This is a genomic window from Stenotrophomonas sp. AB1(2024) (assembly GCF_037482345.1).
Lineage (GTDB): Bacteria > Pseudomonadota > Gammaproteobacteria > Xanthomonadales > Xanthomonadaceae > Stenotrophomonas.
In genome coordinates this window covers 94,027-110,897 of record NZ_JBBHKO020000001.1, presented here as the reverse complement: position 1 = coordinate 110,897, position 16,871 = coordinate 94,027, and the positions used below count along the sequence as shown (strand labels likewise).

Annotated in this window: 15 protein-coding genes; all 15 read right to left on the bottom strand. The window is 66.3% G+C overall.

The features are described 5' to 3' along the window. Positions 1 to 34: 34 nt before the first annotated feature. Entirely contained in the window at positions 35 to 667 is a 633-nt protein-coding gene (locus WIX41_RS00465; protein WP_339445238.1) for a response regulator transcription factor, read from the bottom strand. 156 nt (positions 668 to 823) lie between these two features. Then, positions 824 to 1,405 carry a PilZ domain-containing protein gene (locus WIX41_RS00460; RefSeq protein ID WP_339445237.1) on the bottom strand — a complete coding sequence of 194 codons (582 nt, stop codon included), beginning with the start codon at positions 1,403 to 1,405 and terminating at the stop codon, positions 824 to 826. After that, the gene (locus tag WIX41_RS00455) at positions 1,402 to 1,716 is read right to left on the bottom strand and encodes a hypothetical protein (RefSeq protein WP_339445236.1); all 315 of its coding nucleotides are present in this window, start codon (positions 1,714 to 1,716) and stop codon (positions 1,402 to 1,404) included. The genes WIX41_RS00460 and WIX41_RS00455 overlap by 4 nt, the downstream gene beginning before the upstream one ends. Beyond that, complete coding sequence (gene fliS, locus WIX41_RS00450; RefSeq protein WP_339445235.1) at positions 1,716 to 2,132, bottom strand: flagellar export chaperone FliS; 417 nt, start codon at positions 2,130 to 2,132, stop codon at positions 1,716 to 1,718. Before fliS ends, WIX41_RS00455 begins: the two co-directional genes overlap by 1 nt. A gap of 102 nt (positions 2,133 to 2,234) precedes the next feature. Further along, entirely contained in the window at positions 2,235 to 3,593 is a 1,359-nt protein-coding gene (gene fliD, locus WIX41_RS00445) for a flagellar filament capping protein FliD (protein ID WP_339445234.1), read from the bottom strand. A gap of 741 nt (positions 3,594 to 4,334) precedes the next feature. Then, positions 4,335 to 5,564 carry a flagellin gene (locus WIX41_RS00440; RefSeq protein ID WP_339445233.1) on the bottom strand — a complete coding sequence of 410 codons (1,230 nt, stop codon included), beginning with the start codon at positions 5,562 to 5,564 and terminating at the stop codon, positions 4,335 to 4,337. A gap of 507 nt (positions 5,565 to 6,071) precedes the next feature. After that, positions 6,072 to 7,298: a flagellin gene (locus tag WIX41_RS00435; protein ID WP_339445232.1), complete on the bottom strand. Its 1,227-nt coding sequence runs from the start codon at positions 7,296 to 7,298 to the stop codon at positions 6,072 to 6,074. Between the two features lie 216 nt (positions 7,299 to 7,514). Beyond that, on the bottom strand, positions 7,515 to 8,687 hold the full coding sequence (locus WIX41_RS00430) for a flagellin (protein WP_339445231.1): 1,173 nt from the start codon (positions 8,685 to 8,687) through the stop codon (positions 7,515 to 7,517). A gap of 247 nt (positions 8,688 to 8,934) precedes the next feature. After that, complete coding sequence (gene flgL, locus WIX41_RS00425; RefSeq protein ID WP_339445230.1) at positions 8,935 to 10,140, bottom strand: flagellar hook-associated protein FlgL; 1,206 nt, start codon at positions 10,138 to 10,140, stop codon at positions 8,935 to 8,937. Continuing rightward, positions 10,137 to 12,023 carry a flagellar hook-associated protein FlgK gene (gene flgK / locus WIX41_RS00420; RefSeq protein ID WP_339445229.1) on the bottom strand — a complete coding sequence of 629 codons (1,887 nt, stop codon included), beginning with the start codon at positions 12,021 to 12,023 and terminating at the stop codon, positions 10,137 to 10,139. Before flgK ends, flgL begins: the two co-directional genes overlap by 4 nt. An 8-nt stretch (positions 12,024 to 12,031) precedes the next feature. After that, positions 12,032 to 13,258: a flagellar assembly peptidoglycan hydrolase FlgJ gene (flgJ, locus tag WIX41_RS00415; protein ID WP_339445228.1), complete on the bottom strand. Its 1,227-nt coding sequence runs from the start codon at positions 13,256 to 13,258 to the stop codon at positions 12,032 to 12,034. Beyond that, positions 13,258 to 14,316 (bottom strand): flagellar basal body P-ring protein FlgI, encoded by a 1,059-nt coding sequence (locus WIX41_RS00410; RefSeq protein ID WP_339445227.1) that lies wholly within the window; start codon positions 14,314 to 14,316, stop codon positions 13,258 to 13,260. Before WIX41_RS00410 ends, flgJ begins: the two co-directional genes overlap by 1 nt. A 167-nt stretch (positions 14,317 to 14,483) precedes the next feature. After that, entirely contained in the window at positions 14,484 to 15,176 is a 693-nt protein-coding gene (flgH, locus tag WIX41_RS00405; protein WP_214903357.1) for a flagellar basal body L-ring protein FlgH, read from the bottom strand. 22 nt (positions 15,177 to 15,198) lie between these two features. Next, positions 15,199 to 15,984 (bottom strand): flagellar basal-body rod protein FlgG, encoded by a 786-nt coding sequence (flgG, locus tag WIX41_RS00400; RefSeq protein ID WP_214903354.1) that lies wholly within the window; start codon positions 15,982 to 15,984, stop codon positions 15,199 to 15,201. 105 nt (positions 15,985 to 16,089) lie between these two features. Then, positions 16,090 to 16,842, bottom strand: coding sequence for a flagellar basal body rod protein FlgF (locus tag WIX41_RS00395; protein ID WP_339445226.1), 753 nt, complete (start codon positions 16,840 to 16,842; stop codon positions 16,090 to 16,092). Positions 16,843 to 16,871 lie beyond the last annotated feature (29 nt).

Below are 16,871 nucleotides of genomic sequence, written 5' to 3'. Positions count from 1 at the left end.
TGCGCGGACGCCTGCAGCGGGGCAGGGCCCGGCTCTATTCGAGTTCGTGCTGGTGGCGGGCGGCGAGCAGGAGCAGGTCATTGGCGCGGCGGCAGCCGAGCGATTCCATCATGCGGGCGCGGTGGGTTTCCACCGTCTTGACGCTGATGCCCAGGTCGGCGGCGATTTCCTTGTTGCTTTCGCCCTTGCCGATCTGGCGCAGGATCTCGCGCTGGCGTGGCGACAGGGCGGCGATGCCGACCGGCTTTTCCTTGCCCAGCATGGGCGCGAGCATCTTGGCCGAGATCTGCGGGCTCAGGAACACCTGGCCGGCATGTGCGGCGCGCAGGGCCAGGTCCAGCTCCTGCGGGGCGGCATCCTTGACCACGAAACCGACCGCGCCCCGGTCCAGGGCGTCGCGGACGTGCACGGCGTCGTCGTGCATGGTCATCATCACCACGCGGGTGCCGGGCGCGCGCACCAGGATGTCGCTCAGGGCTTCCAGCCCGGTACGGCCGGGCAGGGACAGGTCCATCAGGATCACATCGGGCGAATGCAGCAGGGCCATCTGCAGGGCCTGTTCGGCATTGCTGGCCTCTGCGGCGACCTCCACGTCGGCAAAGCCCTGGAGCAGGCGGCTGAGGCCGGCGCGGACCAGGGTGTGATCGTCGACGATGAGAACGCGCACGGGCAGGGACGATGTGAAGACAGGAAGTTCTTCACATTAGCCTAGCGCGAGGCGCTAGCCAAGCGCGAAGGCGACGCCAAGCGCGGTAGCCCCGACTGTCAGTCGGATTCCGCGTTTCGAGGATTGCCTGGAGCCGGCCAGCGGCCGGCCTTAGGATTACCGGCCGCGCCGCGCATCGGCCACCTGCCGCCGGTGCAGCCGGAACAGGTGCCGCTCCAGCGCCATTTCCAACGCATCGTTCATCGGCTCAAAGCGCAGCCAGAGAAGGCAGGAGCCGGACCCGGTGGCCGCTTCGGCCAGCACGGCCACAGGCAGGTCGATATGGTCGGGCAGCCAGTCGCAGGGCTGCAGGCGGATCACCCCCAGGCTGCCGGCCGGCGCGCCGGTGCGGGCACCCAGCTCAAGCCGGATGCCCCGGCGCGACCAGCGCAGCGGGCGCAGGTCCAGGTCCTGGGCACTCTGCCGGACCAGGCGGCCGAGCAGGACCATGGTCAGGTCCAGCTTGGCCTCCAGGCGCTGCAACTGGGTGCTGGACTCGCCCCGGTCGTCATGGCTGTCGTCACCCCGGGAATCCTCGACCAGGGCGACGCCGCGCAACAGGGTTTCGGCGTTGCCCGGGCGGATGGCGCTGCTGCCCAGGCGGAATTCGGCGGGCAGAGCGACGTCGCAGCTCAGCGTTTCATCGAACAGCTCGCTTTCGGCCGGATGATGGATGTCGCTGGGGCGAAGGTCGCTCATGTCAGGGATTCTGCCCGGAGGTAGGCGAGGGACGCGCGAACGGCGCGTCGGTCGGCGGTGATATGGGTGGCCGCTTCGTCGCGACGGGCGGCCATGCGGATGCTGACCTGCTGCTGGCGGGCGATCAGTCCCCGCAGCGAGCCGGCGTCGATGCGGGCGTCGTGTTCGTCCAGGTACGCCCGGACCTGCTGGTCGTAGGCATCCATCAGGCGCTGGGTGAGGTCGTGGTCTTCACCTTCGACGGCGCGCGACAGCTCGTCCAGCGCGTCGTGCAGGGGTTGCAGTACGTCGGTGGCGAGTGGGTCGTGCATCAGGCGCCTGCCGTAGCGGGCTGGCGCTGGTCGTGCGGGATGGCATTCCACGCGGCGTCGATTTCGGTAAGCAACTGCAGGGCTTCCTGCAGGGCGGCACCGTCGTTGTGCAGGTTGGCATCGGTCAGGCGCTGCATGACGTAGTCGTACAGGGCCGACAGGTTGCCGGCGATGTCGCCGCCGGCTTCATGGTCGAGCGAGCCGTTGAGGTGGCCGACGATGGCGCAGGCCTCGCCGATCGCCTTGCCCTTGCGGGCCTGGTCGTTGCGCTCCAGGCAGGCTTCGGCCAGGCGGATGCGCTCGCAGGCACCGGTCAGCAGCATGGCGACCAGTTTATGCGGGTCGGCATCGTTGACGGCGCTGGACACGCCGACCTTGCGGTATTGCTCTGCGTACTGGCGGCTGGAACCGTACATTGGAAATCTCTCCTCTGGGCCCCACGCCAGACATCAGGTGGTGGGTGCTGCCATGAATATCGGCGGTGCAATGCGGAAACTTGAGCGTTGCCGCACCGCGGATCAGCTGCTGGACTTCTTGGCCAGTGCCTGGGTCAGGCCGTCGCTGGTGGTCTGCATCTGGGTCACCAGGGTTTCCATGGCCGTGAACTGTTTGGTGTAGCGGTCGGAGACCTTTTCCATGCGCGCATCGAGCGCGTCCAGGCGGCTTTCCAGGTCCTTGATCTGCTTGTTCAGCGAATTGGTGCGCTGGGTGAGGGTGCCGGTTTCCTTGTCGAGGTTGCTCTTGATCAGCGTGTCCATCGGCTTGCCGATGGCGCCCTCCTTGCCGAACAGGCGGGCCACGGCGTCGGGATCCTTGCCGATGGCGGTTTCCATCTTGCCGCTGTCCAGGGTCAGACTGCCGTCGGCGGCCATGGTCACGCCCATGTCCTTGAGGCCGTTGATGTTGCTGCTGAACTGGCTGCGCAGCTGCTGTTGCAGGCCACGCACCATGGCGTCGCCGGTCAACGCGGCGGAGGTCCTGCTGGTGGCGTTGTAGGCGCTGGCGGACTTCAGCGCGCCGTTCATCGCGTTGTAGGCGGCGACGAACGCGGCCATGTCGGTTTTGACGGTGGTGTTGTCGCGGGTGATGGTCAGGGTCTGTGTCTTGCCCTCCTCGGTCCCGGCCTTGGTCAGGGTCAGGTTCACGCCGGGGACGATGTCGCTGATCGTGTTGGAGCTGGAGGTGCGGGTGAAGCCGTCGACGACCACCACGGCGTCCTTGGGCTCGACCATCTGGGTCATGCCCGAGCCGGCGGTACCGTCGTAGGTCAGGGCATCCAGGCCGCCATTGCCGCCCGTGGCGGTGATCGTGACCGCGCCGGCCAGGCCGGTGTCGACAGCGCTGAGCACGAGGTGCTGGCCATCGTCGGCGGTGATGACGCTGGCGGTGACGACCTTGCCACCGGCCGCTTTGTTGATGGCAGCGGCGATGTCGCTGAGCTTGCTGTCTGCGTTGACCGTCACTTCCAGGGTCTTGTCGCCATAGGCGATGGTCAGCGTGCCGTCGCCGACCACGTCATCCTTGCCGAACGCGCCGGAGCTGAGTTTCTGGCCCTGCGCCAGCGACTTGACTTCGACCTGGTGGGTGCCGGCGGACGCAGAGGGCGCGCCCTCGCTGGTATCGATGCTGGCGGTGAAGTTGGAATCGGTGATGGTGCTGGTCTTGAACGCCGGCTTGTCGGCGCTCTTGATCAGGCTGGCCAGCGTGGTCTGCAGGTTGGTCATGCCGCTGGTCAGGGTGGCCAGCGCCGACAATTTGGCACTGGCGGCGGTGCCGGCTGCGTTGATCTGGTTTTCCTGCGGTTCGCGCTCCTTGGCGACCAGCTGGGCCACCAGGGTGGGAATATCGAGGCCGGTACCAATGGAACCAATCGCCATGTCTGCAGTCCTGTCTTGAAAAGTGGGCACGCAACCGCCTGCGCTTCCTGCAGGTGATATCGGCCCGGAACGGGGAGGCTTGAGCCGCAGGCACCAAAAGGTGCGCGCGGCGATGCCAAGGCGGATGCAAGTCCCGTGCCGCGCGAGGGGTCATTCGATGCGTGGGCCGGCCAACGGCCGGCGCTACCGGATGTGTCCGGCGCCCATGGTTGATTGATCCAGATCCCAATGGGCCCGTACCAATTCGTAGGTCCGTGTCGCGCGAGCGGTCATTCGATGCGTGGGCCGGCCAACGGCCGGCGCTACCGGATGTGTCCGGCGCCCATGGTTGATTGATCCAGATCCCAATGGGCCCGTACCAATTCGTAGGTCCGTGTCGCGCGAGCGGTCATTCGATGCGTGGGCCGGCCAACGGCCGGCGCTACCAATGTGTCCGGCGCCCATGGTTGATTGATCCAGATCCCAATGGGCCCGTACCAATTCGTAGCCCCGAAGAGAACGGCAGGAGCCGTTCTCAACGGCGCAACGCGCCGGCCCGCAGGGTGCCCGCCAGGACGGCGGGCATAACGTTGGCCGGACACCGCGCGCAGCGCGGCGCAAGTGTCCGAAACCTGCGTCTCAACGATCACCGTACTTCTACCGACGTTTAGACCAGCCGAAGCCGCCCGTCAGGCGTTCATGATCCCGGAACGAAAAAACCCCGCCGGGGCGGGGTTTTTCGTTACGCACCCTTTGCAGGAATCACCCCTGCAGCAGGCTCATCACGCTCGACGGCGACTGGTTGGCCTGGGCCAGCATCGCGGTACCGGCCTGCTGCAGGATCTGCGTGCGGGTCAGTTCAGCGGTTTCCTTGGCGTAGTCGGTGTCGCGGATACGGCTGCGCGAGGCCGACAGGTTTTCCGAAGTGGTGTTGAGGTTGGCGATGGTGGAGGTGAAGCGGTTCTGGATCGCACCCATGTCGGCACGCGAGGAGTTCACGGCGGTCAGTGCCTTGTCCACGATCGACAGGGCCTGCTGGGCGCCGACCACCTTGGAGATGTCCAGGTCGCTGGCGAACTGGTTGGCCAGCAGGGCGCCATTGGCGGCGGTGGTGGCGGTGTAGCCGGTCGGGGCGGTGGCGCCACCGGTGTAGGTACCTTCGGTCAGATCGATGGCATTGAACGTGCCGTCCGAACCGACGCTGTTCTGCACCGAGGTCAGGTTGATCTTGCCGGCGGCGCCGTCGACCGAGGCGTACACGCCGGTCTGGTCCATCTTGGCGTTGATCGCGGCGGTGACGGCGGCGACGGTGGCCTTCTGGGTAGCGGCTTCGTCGACGCCGGCCTTCACATTGATGTCGTCCAGGGTATAGGACTTGCCATCGGCACCGGTAATGGCCATGCCGGTGATCTTGACGTCGGCATTGTCGCCAGGGTCGGCCGCGCCGATGGTGAAGGTATTGCTGTCGAACTTGGCGCCGCCCAGTGCGCTGGCGCTGGCGTCGACGATGCTGTTGATGCCGATGGTCTGGCCCGAATCGGCGCCGACCTGGAACAGCGCACCGGAGAACGTACCGTCCAGCAGCTTGGTGCCGTTGAAGTTGGTCTGGCGGGAAACGCGGTCGATTTCCGAAACCAGCTGCTTCACTTCGGCGTTCAGCGCTTCACGGTCGCTGTCGGAGTTGGTGGCGTTGGCCGACTGCACCGACAGCTCACGGATGCGCTGCAGGTTGTTGCCGATTTCGACCATCGCGCCTTCGGCGGTCTGGGCCAGCGAGATGCCGTCGTTGGCATTGCGCACGGCCACGTCCAGTCCGCGGATCTGGGTGCTGAAGCGCTCGGAGATCGCCAGGCCGGCGGCATCGTCCTTGGCGCTGTTGATGCGCAGGCCCGAGGACAGGCGCTGGATGGTGGTGGCCAGGCTGGAGCCGCTGGTCGACAGGTTGCGCTGGGCGTTCAGCGACATCACGTTGGTATTGATGACTTGTGCCATTTTCTTGCTCCTGGTGGCGATGATGTCGCCGGGTTGTAGAAGTGTTTCCCGCTTGCGGGAGCGCCAAGCGATGTCGATCTGCCGTGGCTGAAATCAATAACGACCCGATGTCAACAACCTTTAACCCATTGAGGCAGAAATGTGCCGGTGTGCCGGGATTTCATTGGCATCGATCATTCCGTGGGCCGGCCAACGGCCGGCGCTACCAAATGTGTCCGGCGCCCATGGTTGATTGATCCAGATCCCAATGGGCCCGTACCAATTCGTAGCCCCGAAGAGAACGGCAGGAGCCGTTCTCAACGGCGCAACGCGCCGGCCCGGAGGGTGCCCGCCAGGACGGCGGGCATAACGTTGGCCGGACACCGCGCGCAGCGCGGCACAACCACCCGACGCCAATTCTGCATCGGTGCCGATCATGCAGCCGACGTTTAGACCCACCGAAGCGGCCCGCGTAAAACAAGAACCCCGCCGAAGCGGGGTTCTTGTTTTACGCGGTAACGCTCTGGATCAACCCTGCAGCAGGCTCATCACGCTCGACGGCGACTGGTTGGCCTGGGCCAGCATCGCGGTACCGGCCTGCTGAAGGATCTGCGTGCGGGTCAGTTCGGCGGTTTCCTTGGCATAGTCGGTGTCGCGGATACGGCTGCGCGAGGCCGACAGGTTTTCCGAGGTGGTGCCCAGGTTGGCGATGGTGGAGGTGAAGCGGTTCTGGATGGCACCCATGTCGGCGCGCGAGGAGTTCACTGCGGTCAGCGCCTTGTCGACGATCGACAGGGCCTGCTGGGCGCCGGCGACCTTGGAGATGTCCAGGTCCGACGCGAAATTGACCTTCAGTGCGGCCTGGGCGGTGTCATCGCTGGGAGCGTAGGCCGCAGCCGGCAGGGCCACGGCGGTGCCCGTCAGGGAGCCGAAGTCCACATCGATCGCGTTGAACACCCCCTTGTCGTCGACGCTGTTCTGCACCGAGGTCAGGTTGATGGCACCCGTGTCATCGGTTTCGGCGAACACGCCGGTCTGATCCATCTTTTCGTTGATCGCGGCGGCGATGGCGGCGTTGGTGGCTTTCGCCGTGGCGGCCATGTCGGCACCGGCCTTGACCTTGATGTCGGCCAGCGTGTGGGTGGTGCCGTCAGCGCCGGTGATTTCCATGCCGCTGATGGTGACGTCGCTGTTGGCCGTGCCGGCGCCGAGCGAGAAGGTGCCCTTGTCAAACTTGGCGCCGCCCAGCGCGCCGGCACTGGCGTCGACGATGCTGTTGATGCCGATGGTCTGGCCCGAATCGGCGCCGACCTGGAACAGCGCGCCGGAGAACGTGCCATCCAGCAGCTTGGTGCCGTTGAAATTGGTCTGGCGGGAAACGCGGTCGATTTCCGAAACCAGCTGCTTGACTTCGGCGTTCAGCGCTTCACGGTCGCTGTCGGAGTTGGTGGCGTTGGCCGACTGCACCGACAGTTCACGGATGCGCTGCAGGTTGTTGCCGATCTCGACCATCGCGCCTTCGGCGGTCTGGGCCAGCGAGATGCCGTCGTTGGCATTGCGCACGGCCACGTCCAGGCCGCGGATCTGGGTGCTGAAGCGCTCGGAGATGGCCAGGCCGGCGGCATCGTCCTTGGCGCTGTTGATGCGCAGGCCCGAGGACAGGCGCTGGATGGTGGTGGCCAGGCTGGAACCGCTGGTCGACAGATTGCGCTGTGCGTTGAGCGACATCACATTGGTGTTGATGACTTGTGCCATTTCCGTGCTCCTGGATATGAAGGTAATGCGGGTGTGATGGGGTGCCTCGGGGGGAGGCAGTGGGCGATGTGCCCTGGTTGAAATCATTAACGACACCCCGGCGGGAACCTTTAGGCCCGGATGGCGGAAATTTCGCGGATGTCAACGGTTGGCGGCGGGCCGGCAACAAAAAACCCCGCCGAAGCGGGGTTTTTCGTTACGCACCCTTTGCAGGAATCAGCCCTGCAGCAGGCTCATCACGCTGGACGGCGACTGGTTGGCCTGGGCCAGCATCGCGGTACCGGCCTGCTGCAGGATCTGCGTGCGGGTCAGTTCGGCGGTTTCCTTGGCGTAGTCGGTGTCGCGGATACGGCTGCGCGAGGCCGACAGGTTTTCCGAGGTGGTGTTGAGGTTGGCGATGGTGGAGGTGAAGCGGTTCTGGATCGCACCCATGTCGGCGCGCGAGGAGTTCACCGCCTTCAGCGCGTCGTCCACGATCGACAGGGCCTTCTGGGCACCGGCGACGGAGGAGATGTCCACGCCGCTGACGGTGTCGCGGGCGTCCGCGTCGGCATCGGCGAAGTCGTCCAGTGCCATGACCAGCCCGGTAGCGTCGGTGGTGGCGGCGGTGAACTCGAAATCCTTGCCCGACTTCAGCGAGGTCAGTTCCAGCTCGCCGTCCTCGCTCAGCGACGCGTAAACGCCGCTCTGGTCCATCTTGTCATTGATGGCGTTGACCAGTTTCTTGCTGACATCGGCCGCCTTGTCGCCCACGGCCACGTCCACGGCATCAATGGCGATGCCGTTGATTTTCATGTCGCTGACGGTGCCGGCGACGGTCGCCACGCCGGTGATGGGGGCGGCGGTGGAGGACTGCTTGGCGGCATACAGGCCATTGCCCAGCTCGGAGGTGCTGGAGTTGACGATGCTGTTGATGCCGATGGTCTGGCCCGAATCGGCGCCGATCTGGAACAGCGCACCGGAGAACGTACCATCCAGCAGCTTGGTGCCGTTGAAGTTGGTCTGGCGCGAAACGCGGTCGATTTCCGAGGTCAGCTGCTTGACTTCGGCGTTCAGCGCTTCACGGTCGCTGTCGGAGTTGGTGGCGTTGGCCGACTGCACCGACAGCTCACGGATGCGCTGCAGGTTGTTGCCGATTTCGACCATCGCGCCTTCGGCGGTCTGGGCCAGCGAGATGCCGTCGTTGGCATTGCGCACGGCCACGTCCAGGCCGCGGATCTGGGTGCTGAAGCGCTCGGAGATGGCCAGGCCGGCGGCATCGTCCTTGGCGCTGTTGATACGCAGGCCCGAGGACAGGCGCTGGATCGTGGTGGCCAGGCTGGAACCGCTGGTCGACAGATTGCGCTGGGCGTTCAGCGACATCACGTTGGTATTGATTACTTGTGCCATTTATCTCATTCCTGTGGGCAAGTTCCGGCCGCGGCGTGCACCCGGAGTTGACGCAGAGACCGCACCCGTGCCGGATGCAGCTGTTGCAGGAGAGATAGCGGCGGTTTGACGGGAGGCTTGAGAAAAAATACGCAGAAAACATCACCCGGGCAGGGTGATGGTCGGGGGTTGCGCGTGTCCGGCGAGGGCCGGAACAGGCGCAACAGCCTGCAGCGCGGGGCGTGTGGCGCCCGGCGTGCGCGCTATGTCAGCGGATCGCGTTGAACAGCGACATCTGCTGCATCTGGGTGAAAATGGTCTGCGCGGCCTGCAGGGAAATCTGTTCCAGCTGGTACTGGCCGATCGCCTCGGCGTAATCCAGGTCGCGCATCGCCGACAAGGTGGTCTTGAGGGTCACGCCGTTGGCGTCGCGCAGCGCGCCGGCATCGTCAATGGCCTTGAGCTGAGCGCCACCGGCCGCGCGCGCGTCGATGAATTTCTCCGATGCCCGGGCCACATCGCGGATGCCGGCCTGCAGGATGTTCTGCTGGTGGGCCACCGCGGTCGGGTCATCGGCGGCGTTGTCCAGCGCGTTGATCATGCCGTCCAGGGTGGCGAAGATGTCGCGGGCATCGGCGGCGCCGATCCCGAAGCTGTCGCCGGCCTGGGGTTCGCCTTCGATCCGCATGGAAACGCCCTCGAACGTGATGTCTTCGCCGGCCTTGAAGGTGCCGGTTTTCACCACCGTGTTGGTCGCATCAACCACTTCATAGGCATCCGGGCCGGTGAAGCGCAGCGTGTAGCTGGCGCCGTCCCAGCTGCCCGAGGCCGGGTCGCGGCCGAAGGTGGTGAGTACGCCGGTACCGGTGTTGGTGCCACTGGCGCTGCCGTCCAGGGTGCCGTCGCCGGTGCGGATGCGCAGGAAGATCTCGCTGCCGGGCAGGGCGTCCTTGACGAAGGTGTCCGGGGCCACTTCCACCTGGCGCTGGGTCTGGTCGCCGTTGTAGGTGACCACGCCGTTGCTCAGCGTGAACGGCGCATCGGCGTCGTCGGTGCCGCCAAAGAGGTAGCGCCCGGTGCCGTCGGTGGAGTTGGCCAGCGACAACAGGCCATCGCGCACGCTCTTGAGCTCGGAGGCGATCGACTTCAGGTCGGCCGCCGACAGCGCGGGGTTGTTGGCCTGGATGGTCAGTTCGGTGATGTGCGCCATCATTTCGCCGGCCTGGGCCAGTGCGTTCTCCTGCAGGCCCAGGCGGTTTTCCACCACGTCGCCGTTGCGGGCGAAGCGGTCCAGCTCGGCCACAGCGCGGTCCAGGCCCACGGCAGTGCCGGCGGCAACCGGGTCGTCCTTGGCGCTGACCAGCTTCTTGCCAGTGGCCAGCTGCTGTTCGAGGTGGTTCATCTTGCTCTGCTTGGCCATCATCATCGAGATGGACTGGTTGAACATCATCCCGGTGGAGATACGGTTGTTCATCGCGAAACGGCTCCCAGGATGGTCTGGAACAGGGTGTCGGCAGTGGAAATCAGCTGCGAGGCGGCCTGGTAGGCCTGCTGCAGGCGGAGCATGTCGGCGGCTTCCTCGTCCAGGTTGACCCCGGACACCGAGTCGCGCGAGGCCTGTGCCTGGTCGGTGATGACCTGCTGGGCCTGCAGCGAATAGTCGGCCGCACGCGCGGCCGAGCCGACCAGCGTGGTCAGGCCGCCCAGGGCCCCATTGAGGGTGACCGTGCCGGCGTTGAAGGTCTTGGCGTCCTCCACCTTGGCCAGCAGCAGGGCGTTGCTGTTGTCGCTGGAGCCAGCCGGGGTGGGGCTGATGTTGAAGCTGTCGCCGACCTTCGGCGCGCCATCGAGCACGAAGCTCCAGCCATTGGCGCTGATGGTCTGGCCGGCGGTGTAGGTGAACGGCCCGGTGCCATCGATGGTGTATTCGGTGGCGCTGGTGAATACGATCGCGGCCGGATTGCGCAGGTTGGCGTTGGTGTAGTCGCTCACGGCCACGCCGCTGACCTTGCCGGTGCCGGTATTGCTCAGGCCTGCGGCGGCCTTGATCGGCGCAGCCGCGGCAATGCGCGAGGTATCGGTGATCGCCACCGACAGGGTGCCGGCCACGCCGGCGGTGGGCTGCAGCAGGAAGCGGTCGTTCTGTGCCGGGGTGCCGGACATCACCATTTCCACCCCGTTGAGCACCAGCGGATCGGCGGCGGTGCCGGTGCCGGTCATCGGGATAGCGGCGCCGGTATCGGCGCGCGTGGCCTGCCAGGCGCCACCGTCGAACTTCAACACGATGTTCTGGCCGTCCAGCTTGGACAGGTCGCCGAAGCTGGCGCTGAAGCTGGCAGTGCCGGTATTGCCGGTATTGCCGGTGTTGCCGGTGACGCGCGGGCTGCCGTAGTTGAAGAAGTCCCCACCCATGTTGCCGTACAGGTCAACGCCCTGGTGGTGGGTGTCGTTGAAGGTGCTGGCCAGGCCCACGGCGAGCTTGCCCAGCTCGGCCTGGGTGGGCGTGAGCACCGAATCGCGGAACTCGAGCAGGCCGCCGATCTGGCCGCCCAGGCTTTTCGGGTCCAGGGTGATCTTCTGGCCCTGGGTTTCCAACGCCAACTGCAGGCGCTCGGGCTGGTAGGGGTCGGTGACCGTGGTGACCTTGCTGGCGGTGGTCCCTACCACCATGGCCTGGCCGCCGGCGGTGTAGACGTTCATGAAGCCGCCGTCCTGGATTACCGCAGTGCCACCGGTGTAGCCGATCAGGTTGGCCACCAGCTGGTCGCGGCGGTCGAGCAGGTCGGGCGCTGCAGTATTTGCGTTGCTGCCGATGGCGCCGTTGAGCTGGGCAATCTCGGCCGCAAGCCGGTTTACCTCCGAGGCGCCGGCGATCAGGCCGTTGTTGACCTCACCATTGAGCGAGTTGAGGCTTTCGTTGAGCTGCTTGAACCGGCTGGCGAGGGTGCCGGCATTGTCGAGCATGTTCTGCCGGTCGGCGGTGCCGGAGGCATTGGAGGACAGGCCGCTGACCGTATCGAAGAAGTTCGACCACACCCCGGACACGTTGGTGGCGGTATCGGAGAACAGCGAATCCACGCGGTCGGCCAGGGTGGACAGCTGCTTCAACCGCGCCAGTTCGCCGCTGCTGTCGAGCAGGCGCGAGATTGCCAACTGGTCGGCCACGCGGCGCACGTCGGTGATGCGGGTGCCGTTGCCGATATCGCCATAGCCCAGGTTCTGCGGGCTGGCGGTGGCGAAGTCCACCTTCTGCCGGCTGTAGCCGGGGGTGTTGATATTGGCGACGTTATGGCTGGTGGTGGCCAGTGCACGCTGGAAGGCGAGCAGGGCGCTGGTGCCGGTGGAAAGTACGGACATGGATTACCTCAACGACGGATTGCCCCCAGCCCGGCGGGGCTGGCGGTGCTGGCAAAGGTGCGGCCCAGACGCTGGCTGGCATCGCCCACGGCGGCGACGGCGCGCTCGATGGTCGGGCCGCCGGCGATCGCGGCGATCTTGGCCGCGTAGCTGGGGTCGGTGGCGTAGCCGGCCTTCTGCAGGCCCTGGGCGAAGCTGCGGACATCGCCGCCGGCCTGCAGCGCGTTCTGGTAGCGCGGGCTGTTCTTGAGCAGCTTCACGTAGTCGGCGAAGCTGTCGCCTACCGAGGTGTAGGCGCGGAAGCTGGCGGTTTCGTTGCGGCGCACGCCGTCGACATACTCGTGGGTGCCGCTGGTGGCGCGCTCGCCACTCCAGCCGGTGGCCTTGATCCCGAACAGGTTGTGCGAGCTGCCGCCGCCATTGCGCTGCACCAGCTTGCGGCCCCAGCCGGTTTCCAGTGCGGCCTGCGCGACCAGTGCCTTGGCATCCACGCCCAGTTCGCGGGCGGCCTGCTGGGCATGGCCCCAGATGCTGGCCACGAAGCCTTCCGGGGTGTGGGTGCCGAGCTGGGCGGCGGCGGTGCTGCCGGCCAGCGTGTCCACGGCACTGGGGCCGGTGCTGGTGGCGGCGGTGGCGCCGACATCGCGCCAGCGGTCGTCGGCCATCGCCCAGTTTTCGCTGGACGTATCGGTGCCGGGCGCGGCGCCATACGGATCGCTGCGCCCGATCGCTTCGTGCATCTGGCTGCTTTCGCGTCCGGCAATCAGGTCCAGCGCACGCTCCATTGGTTGCAGCACCGCCGACGGCGCCTGCCCGTCGAGCTGCTGCAGCAGATCCACTTCGCTTGGCGCGGACGGCGCTGCACTGGAAGCGGGCAGGGCCATCGGCGCGGCGGCCGGCGCGTTGAGCCGGTAGGCGCGCAGCGCAGCGGCCGGATTCAGGCTGGTGTCGGTGGGCTTGGTAGCCTCGGTTTCGCCACCGCCGAGCTGGCGCGAGATCATTGCCGACAGCCCCAGGCCTCGGCCCTTGGTCATCGCTTCAGCGATCTTCTGGTCGTACATGTCGCGGAACATCTGGTTTTCGCCGGGCAGCAGCGAATCGCCGAAACTGGCATCGCGCATGCTCTTGACCAGCATCTGCGCGAACTGGCCTTCCAGCTGGCGCGCGACCTTGTCCACCTTGGCCGGGCTGTTGGCCTGGGCCGGGTTGAGTTCCAGTGACGGTTGGATGCGCATCAGATCACCTCGAGTTCGGCACTCAGCGCGCCGGCCTGCTTGAGCGCCTCCAGGATCGCGATCAGGTCGCCCGGTGCTGCGCCCACGGCATTGACCGCGTGCACGATCTCATCCAGCGTGTTGCCGCCGTTGAACTTGAACATGCGGCTGCCGTCGTTGGTGGCGGTGATGGTCGACTGCGGCGTGGCCACGGTCTGTCCCCCGGCAAACGCGTTGGGCTGGCTGACGTTGGTGTTTTCGTTGATGGTCACGGTGAGCGAGCCATGCGAGATGGCCGCCGCGCCTACCCGTACCTGTGCGCCGATGACCACGGTGCCGGTACGTGAGTTGACCACCACCTTCGCCGGCGCGGTGCCAGGCGTGAGTTCCAGGTTTTCGATGCGAGCCAGCAGGCCGATGCGTGCACCCGGGTCGTTGGGCGATTGCACGGCCACGGTCACGCCATCCACCGCACGCGCCGCGCCTTCGCCGAACGCGTTGTTCAGCGCGGCGACCATGCGCGATACGGTGGTGAAGTCGTTCTTGTGCAGGTTCAAGGTGATCTCGCCACCGGCGCTGAACACGTCGGGCAGGGCGCGTTCGACGGTGGCACCGTTGGGAATACGGCCCACGCTGGGCACGTTGACCGACACCCGCGAACCGTCCTTGCCCTGAGCACCGAAGCCGCCCACCACCAGGTTGCCCTGGGCGATGGCGTAGACCTGGCCATCGGCACCGCGCAGGGGGGCCATCAGCAGCGAACCGCCGCGCAGCGACACCGCGTTGCCGATCGAGGACACCGTGATGTCGATCGGCTGGCCGGGCTTGGCGAACGGCGGCAGCTCGGCATGGATCGCCACGGCGGCCACGTTCTTCAGCTGCGGGTTGACGTTGGCCGGCACGTTCACGCCCAGCTCGCCCAGCAGGTTCTTCAGGCTCTGTACGGTGAAGGGCGCCTGGCTGGTGCGGTCGCCGCTGCCATCGAGACCGACCACCAGGCCGTAACCAACCAGCGCATTGCCGCGCACGCCGCCGACCTGCGCCAGGTCCTTGATCCGCTCAGCCGAGGCCGAAGACATGCAAAGGAATGTCACAAGAATGCCGTAGAGCCACGCCGCGCCGCGTGACCAGCGTGCGCCGGTGCGATCAACGCGTCGCCACGCGCCCGTGACCCACCGCATTGCTTCGTAAAGCGATTGTGGGCGTGGCTGACTAACCAACCGAAGAGAAAATTTCATCATCAGCCTCAGAACGGCACCAGCGCCGAGTTGAAGAACCGGCTCAACCACCCCATCGCATTGGACTGCGCCACAGGACCACGCCCGCCATACACGATGCGCGCATCCGCCACACGGCTGGAAGGAATGGTGTTGTCCGGGAAAATGTCTGCCGCACGCACGACGCCCTGCACCTGCACCAGCTCATCGCCCTGGTTCAAGCGCAGGTTCTTGGCGCCCTGCACGACCAGGTTGCCGTTGGGCAGGCGCTGCATCACGGTGACGGTCACGCTGCCCTGCAGGCGGTTGCTCTGCGCGCTGGTGCCCTTGCCGGTGAAGTCGCGCGAGCCGGTCGCGCTGGCACCCAGGATGTCCTTGCCGCCCAGGGTCACCGGTGCACCGAACAGGGTGGGCGTGCCCAGCGCGAGGTTGGATTCCTTGTCGGTACTGGTGTTGGCGGTGGTCTGCGCGGTGGTGCTTTCGGTCAGGGTGATGGTCAGCAGGTCACCGACATCACGCGCGCGGCGATCCGAATACAGCTGCAGCCCGGGGCCGGCAGCGTAGATCGCACCGGCCGTGGCGGGCGCGCTCGGCGCGACCACCGGTACCACCGGCGCCATCGCCGGGTAGGGGCGCACGTCGCCTGCAATGACGCAGCCGCCAAGCAGGGCGATCACGGCGCTGGCAAGCAGCAGGCGAAGGGTAGGGCGCAGAGGCGACATGGCAGGTTCCCGGTTCAACCGATCAGACGTTGTTGTTGAGATAGCCGAGCATGGAGTCGGTCGTGGAGATCGCCTTGGCGTTCATTTCGTAGGCGCGCTGGGTTTCGATCATCGACACCAGCTCTTCGACCACGTTGACGTTGCTGCCTTCCAGTGCACCCTGCACCACGCTGCCCAGGCCGTTCAGGCCGGGGTTGCCGTTCTGTGCCGGGCCGGAGGCGGTGGTTTCCAGGAACAGGTTTTCACCGCGTGCCTGCAGACCTGCTGGATTGACGAAGTCGGTCAGGGTGAGCGCGCCAATTTCGACCGAAGCGGCGTCGTCGGCCATCTTCACGCTGATGGTGCCGTCGGTACCGATGGTCAGCGATTGCGCCCCTTCCGGAATCTGGATGCCCGGCTGCACCGGGTAGCCGCTGTTGGTGACCAGCTCGCCATCCTGGTTGCGCTGGAACGAACCGTCACGGGTGTACGCCGACGAGCCGTCGGGCATCTGCACTTCGAAGAAGCCGCGGCCGTTGACCATCACGTCCAGCGCGCGGCCGGTCTGCTGCTGGCTGCCCTGTTCGAAATTCTTGGAGGTGGCCACCACGCGAACGCCGGTACCCAGTTGCAGACCCGTGGGCAGCTGCGTCTGTGCGGAAGAGGACCCGCCCGGCTGGCGCACCTGCTGGTACAGCAGGTCCTCGAAGCTGGCACGGTCCTGCTTGAAGCCGGTGGTGTTGGTGTTGGCGAGGTTGTTGGAAACCACCGACATGCGCGTCTGCTGCGCATCCAGTCCGGTCTTGGCGATCCACAATGCCTGGTTCATGGCCTTGTTCCTGTGTTGGTGCGGGTGGCCACCCGGGGTGGCCGTTGTTCTGGCTGATGCATGGCGCGTGCCACAACCGCGCCAGGATTACGTCGGGGCTGCCGCTCAGCTGCCCAGGCGCAACAGGGAATTGGCGCTGCGGGCGTTTTCGTCGCCGTGCTTGATCACCTTCACCTGCATTTCGTACTGCCGCTGCAGCTGGATCATCTGCACCAGCGCGCCGGCGGCATCGACGTTGCTGCCTTCCAGCTGGCCGCTGTCCAGCGACTTGCCCTGGGCCTGCACGAACGGTTGCTGCGGGTCGGTGTTGCGCATCAGCCCGTCCAATCCGCGTTCCAGCCGTGCATCCTCGGCCGCGACCACGCGGATGCGACCGATCACGGCCATGGTCTGCGGGCCTTCGCCCTGCGGGATGATCGAGATGGTGCCGTCGTTGCCGATGTCCATTGCCTGGTGCGGCGGAACCGCGATCGGGGCGCCGTTCTCGTCCAGCACCGGGTGGCCGCCGGCGGTAACCAGCTGGCCGTTGGGGGTGATCGAGAGCGACGCGCCGCGCGTATAGGCCTCACCGCCGCCGGTCGGGGCCTGCACCGCCAGCCAGTTGCCGGCCTGCAGCGACAGATCCAGCGCATTGCCGGTGATGTGCTGCGCGCCCTGGCGGCGGTTGAAGCCGGCATCGACGTGCAGGGCGTCCACGCGCGAGGCGTAGCCGTTCCCCTTGATCGGGAAGGCCTCGGTGTTGGCGAGGGCTTCCTTGAATCCGGGGGTGTCGGTGTTGGCCAGGTTGTGCGACAGCGTGCCCTGCGCCTGCAGGGACGCACGTGCACCGGTCATCGCGACGTAGAGCGCCTTGTCCATCGTTGTATTCCCGTGCTGCGTGGATCAGT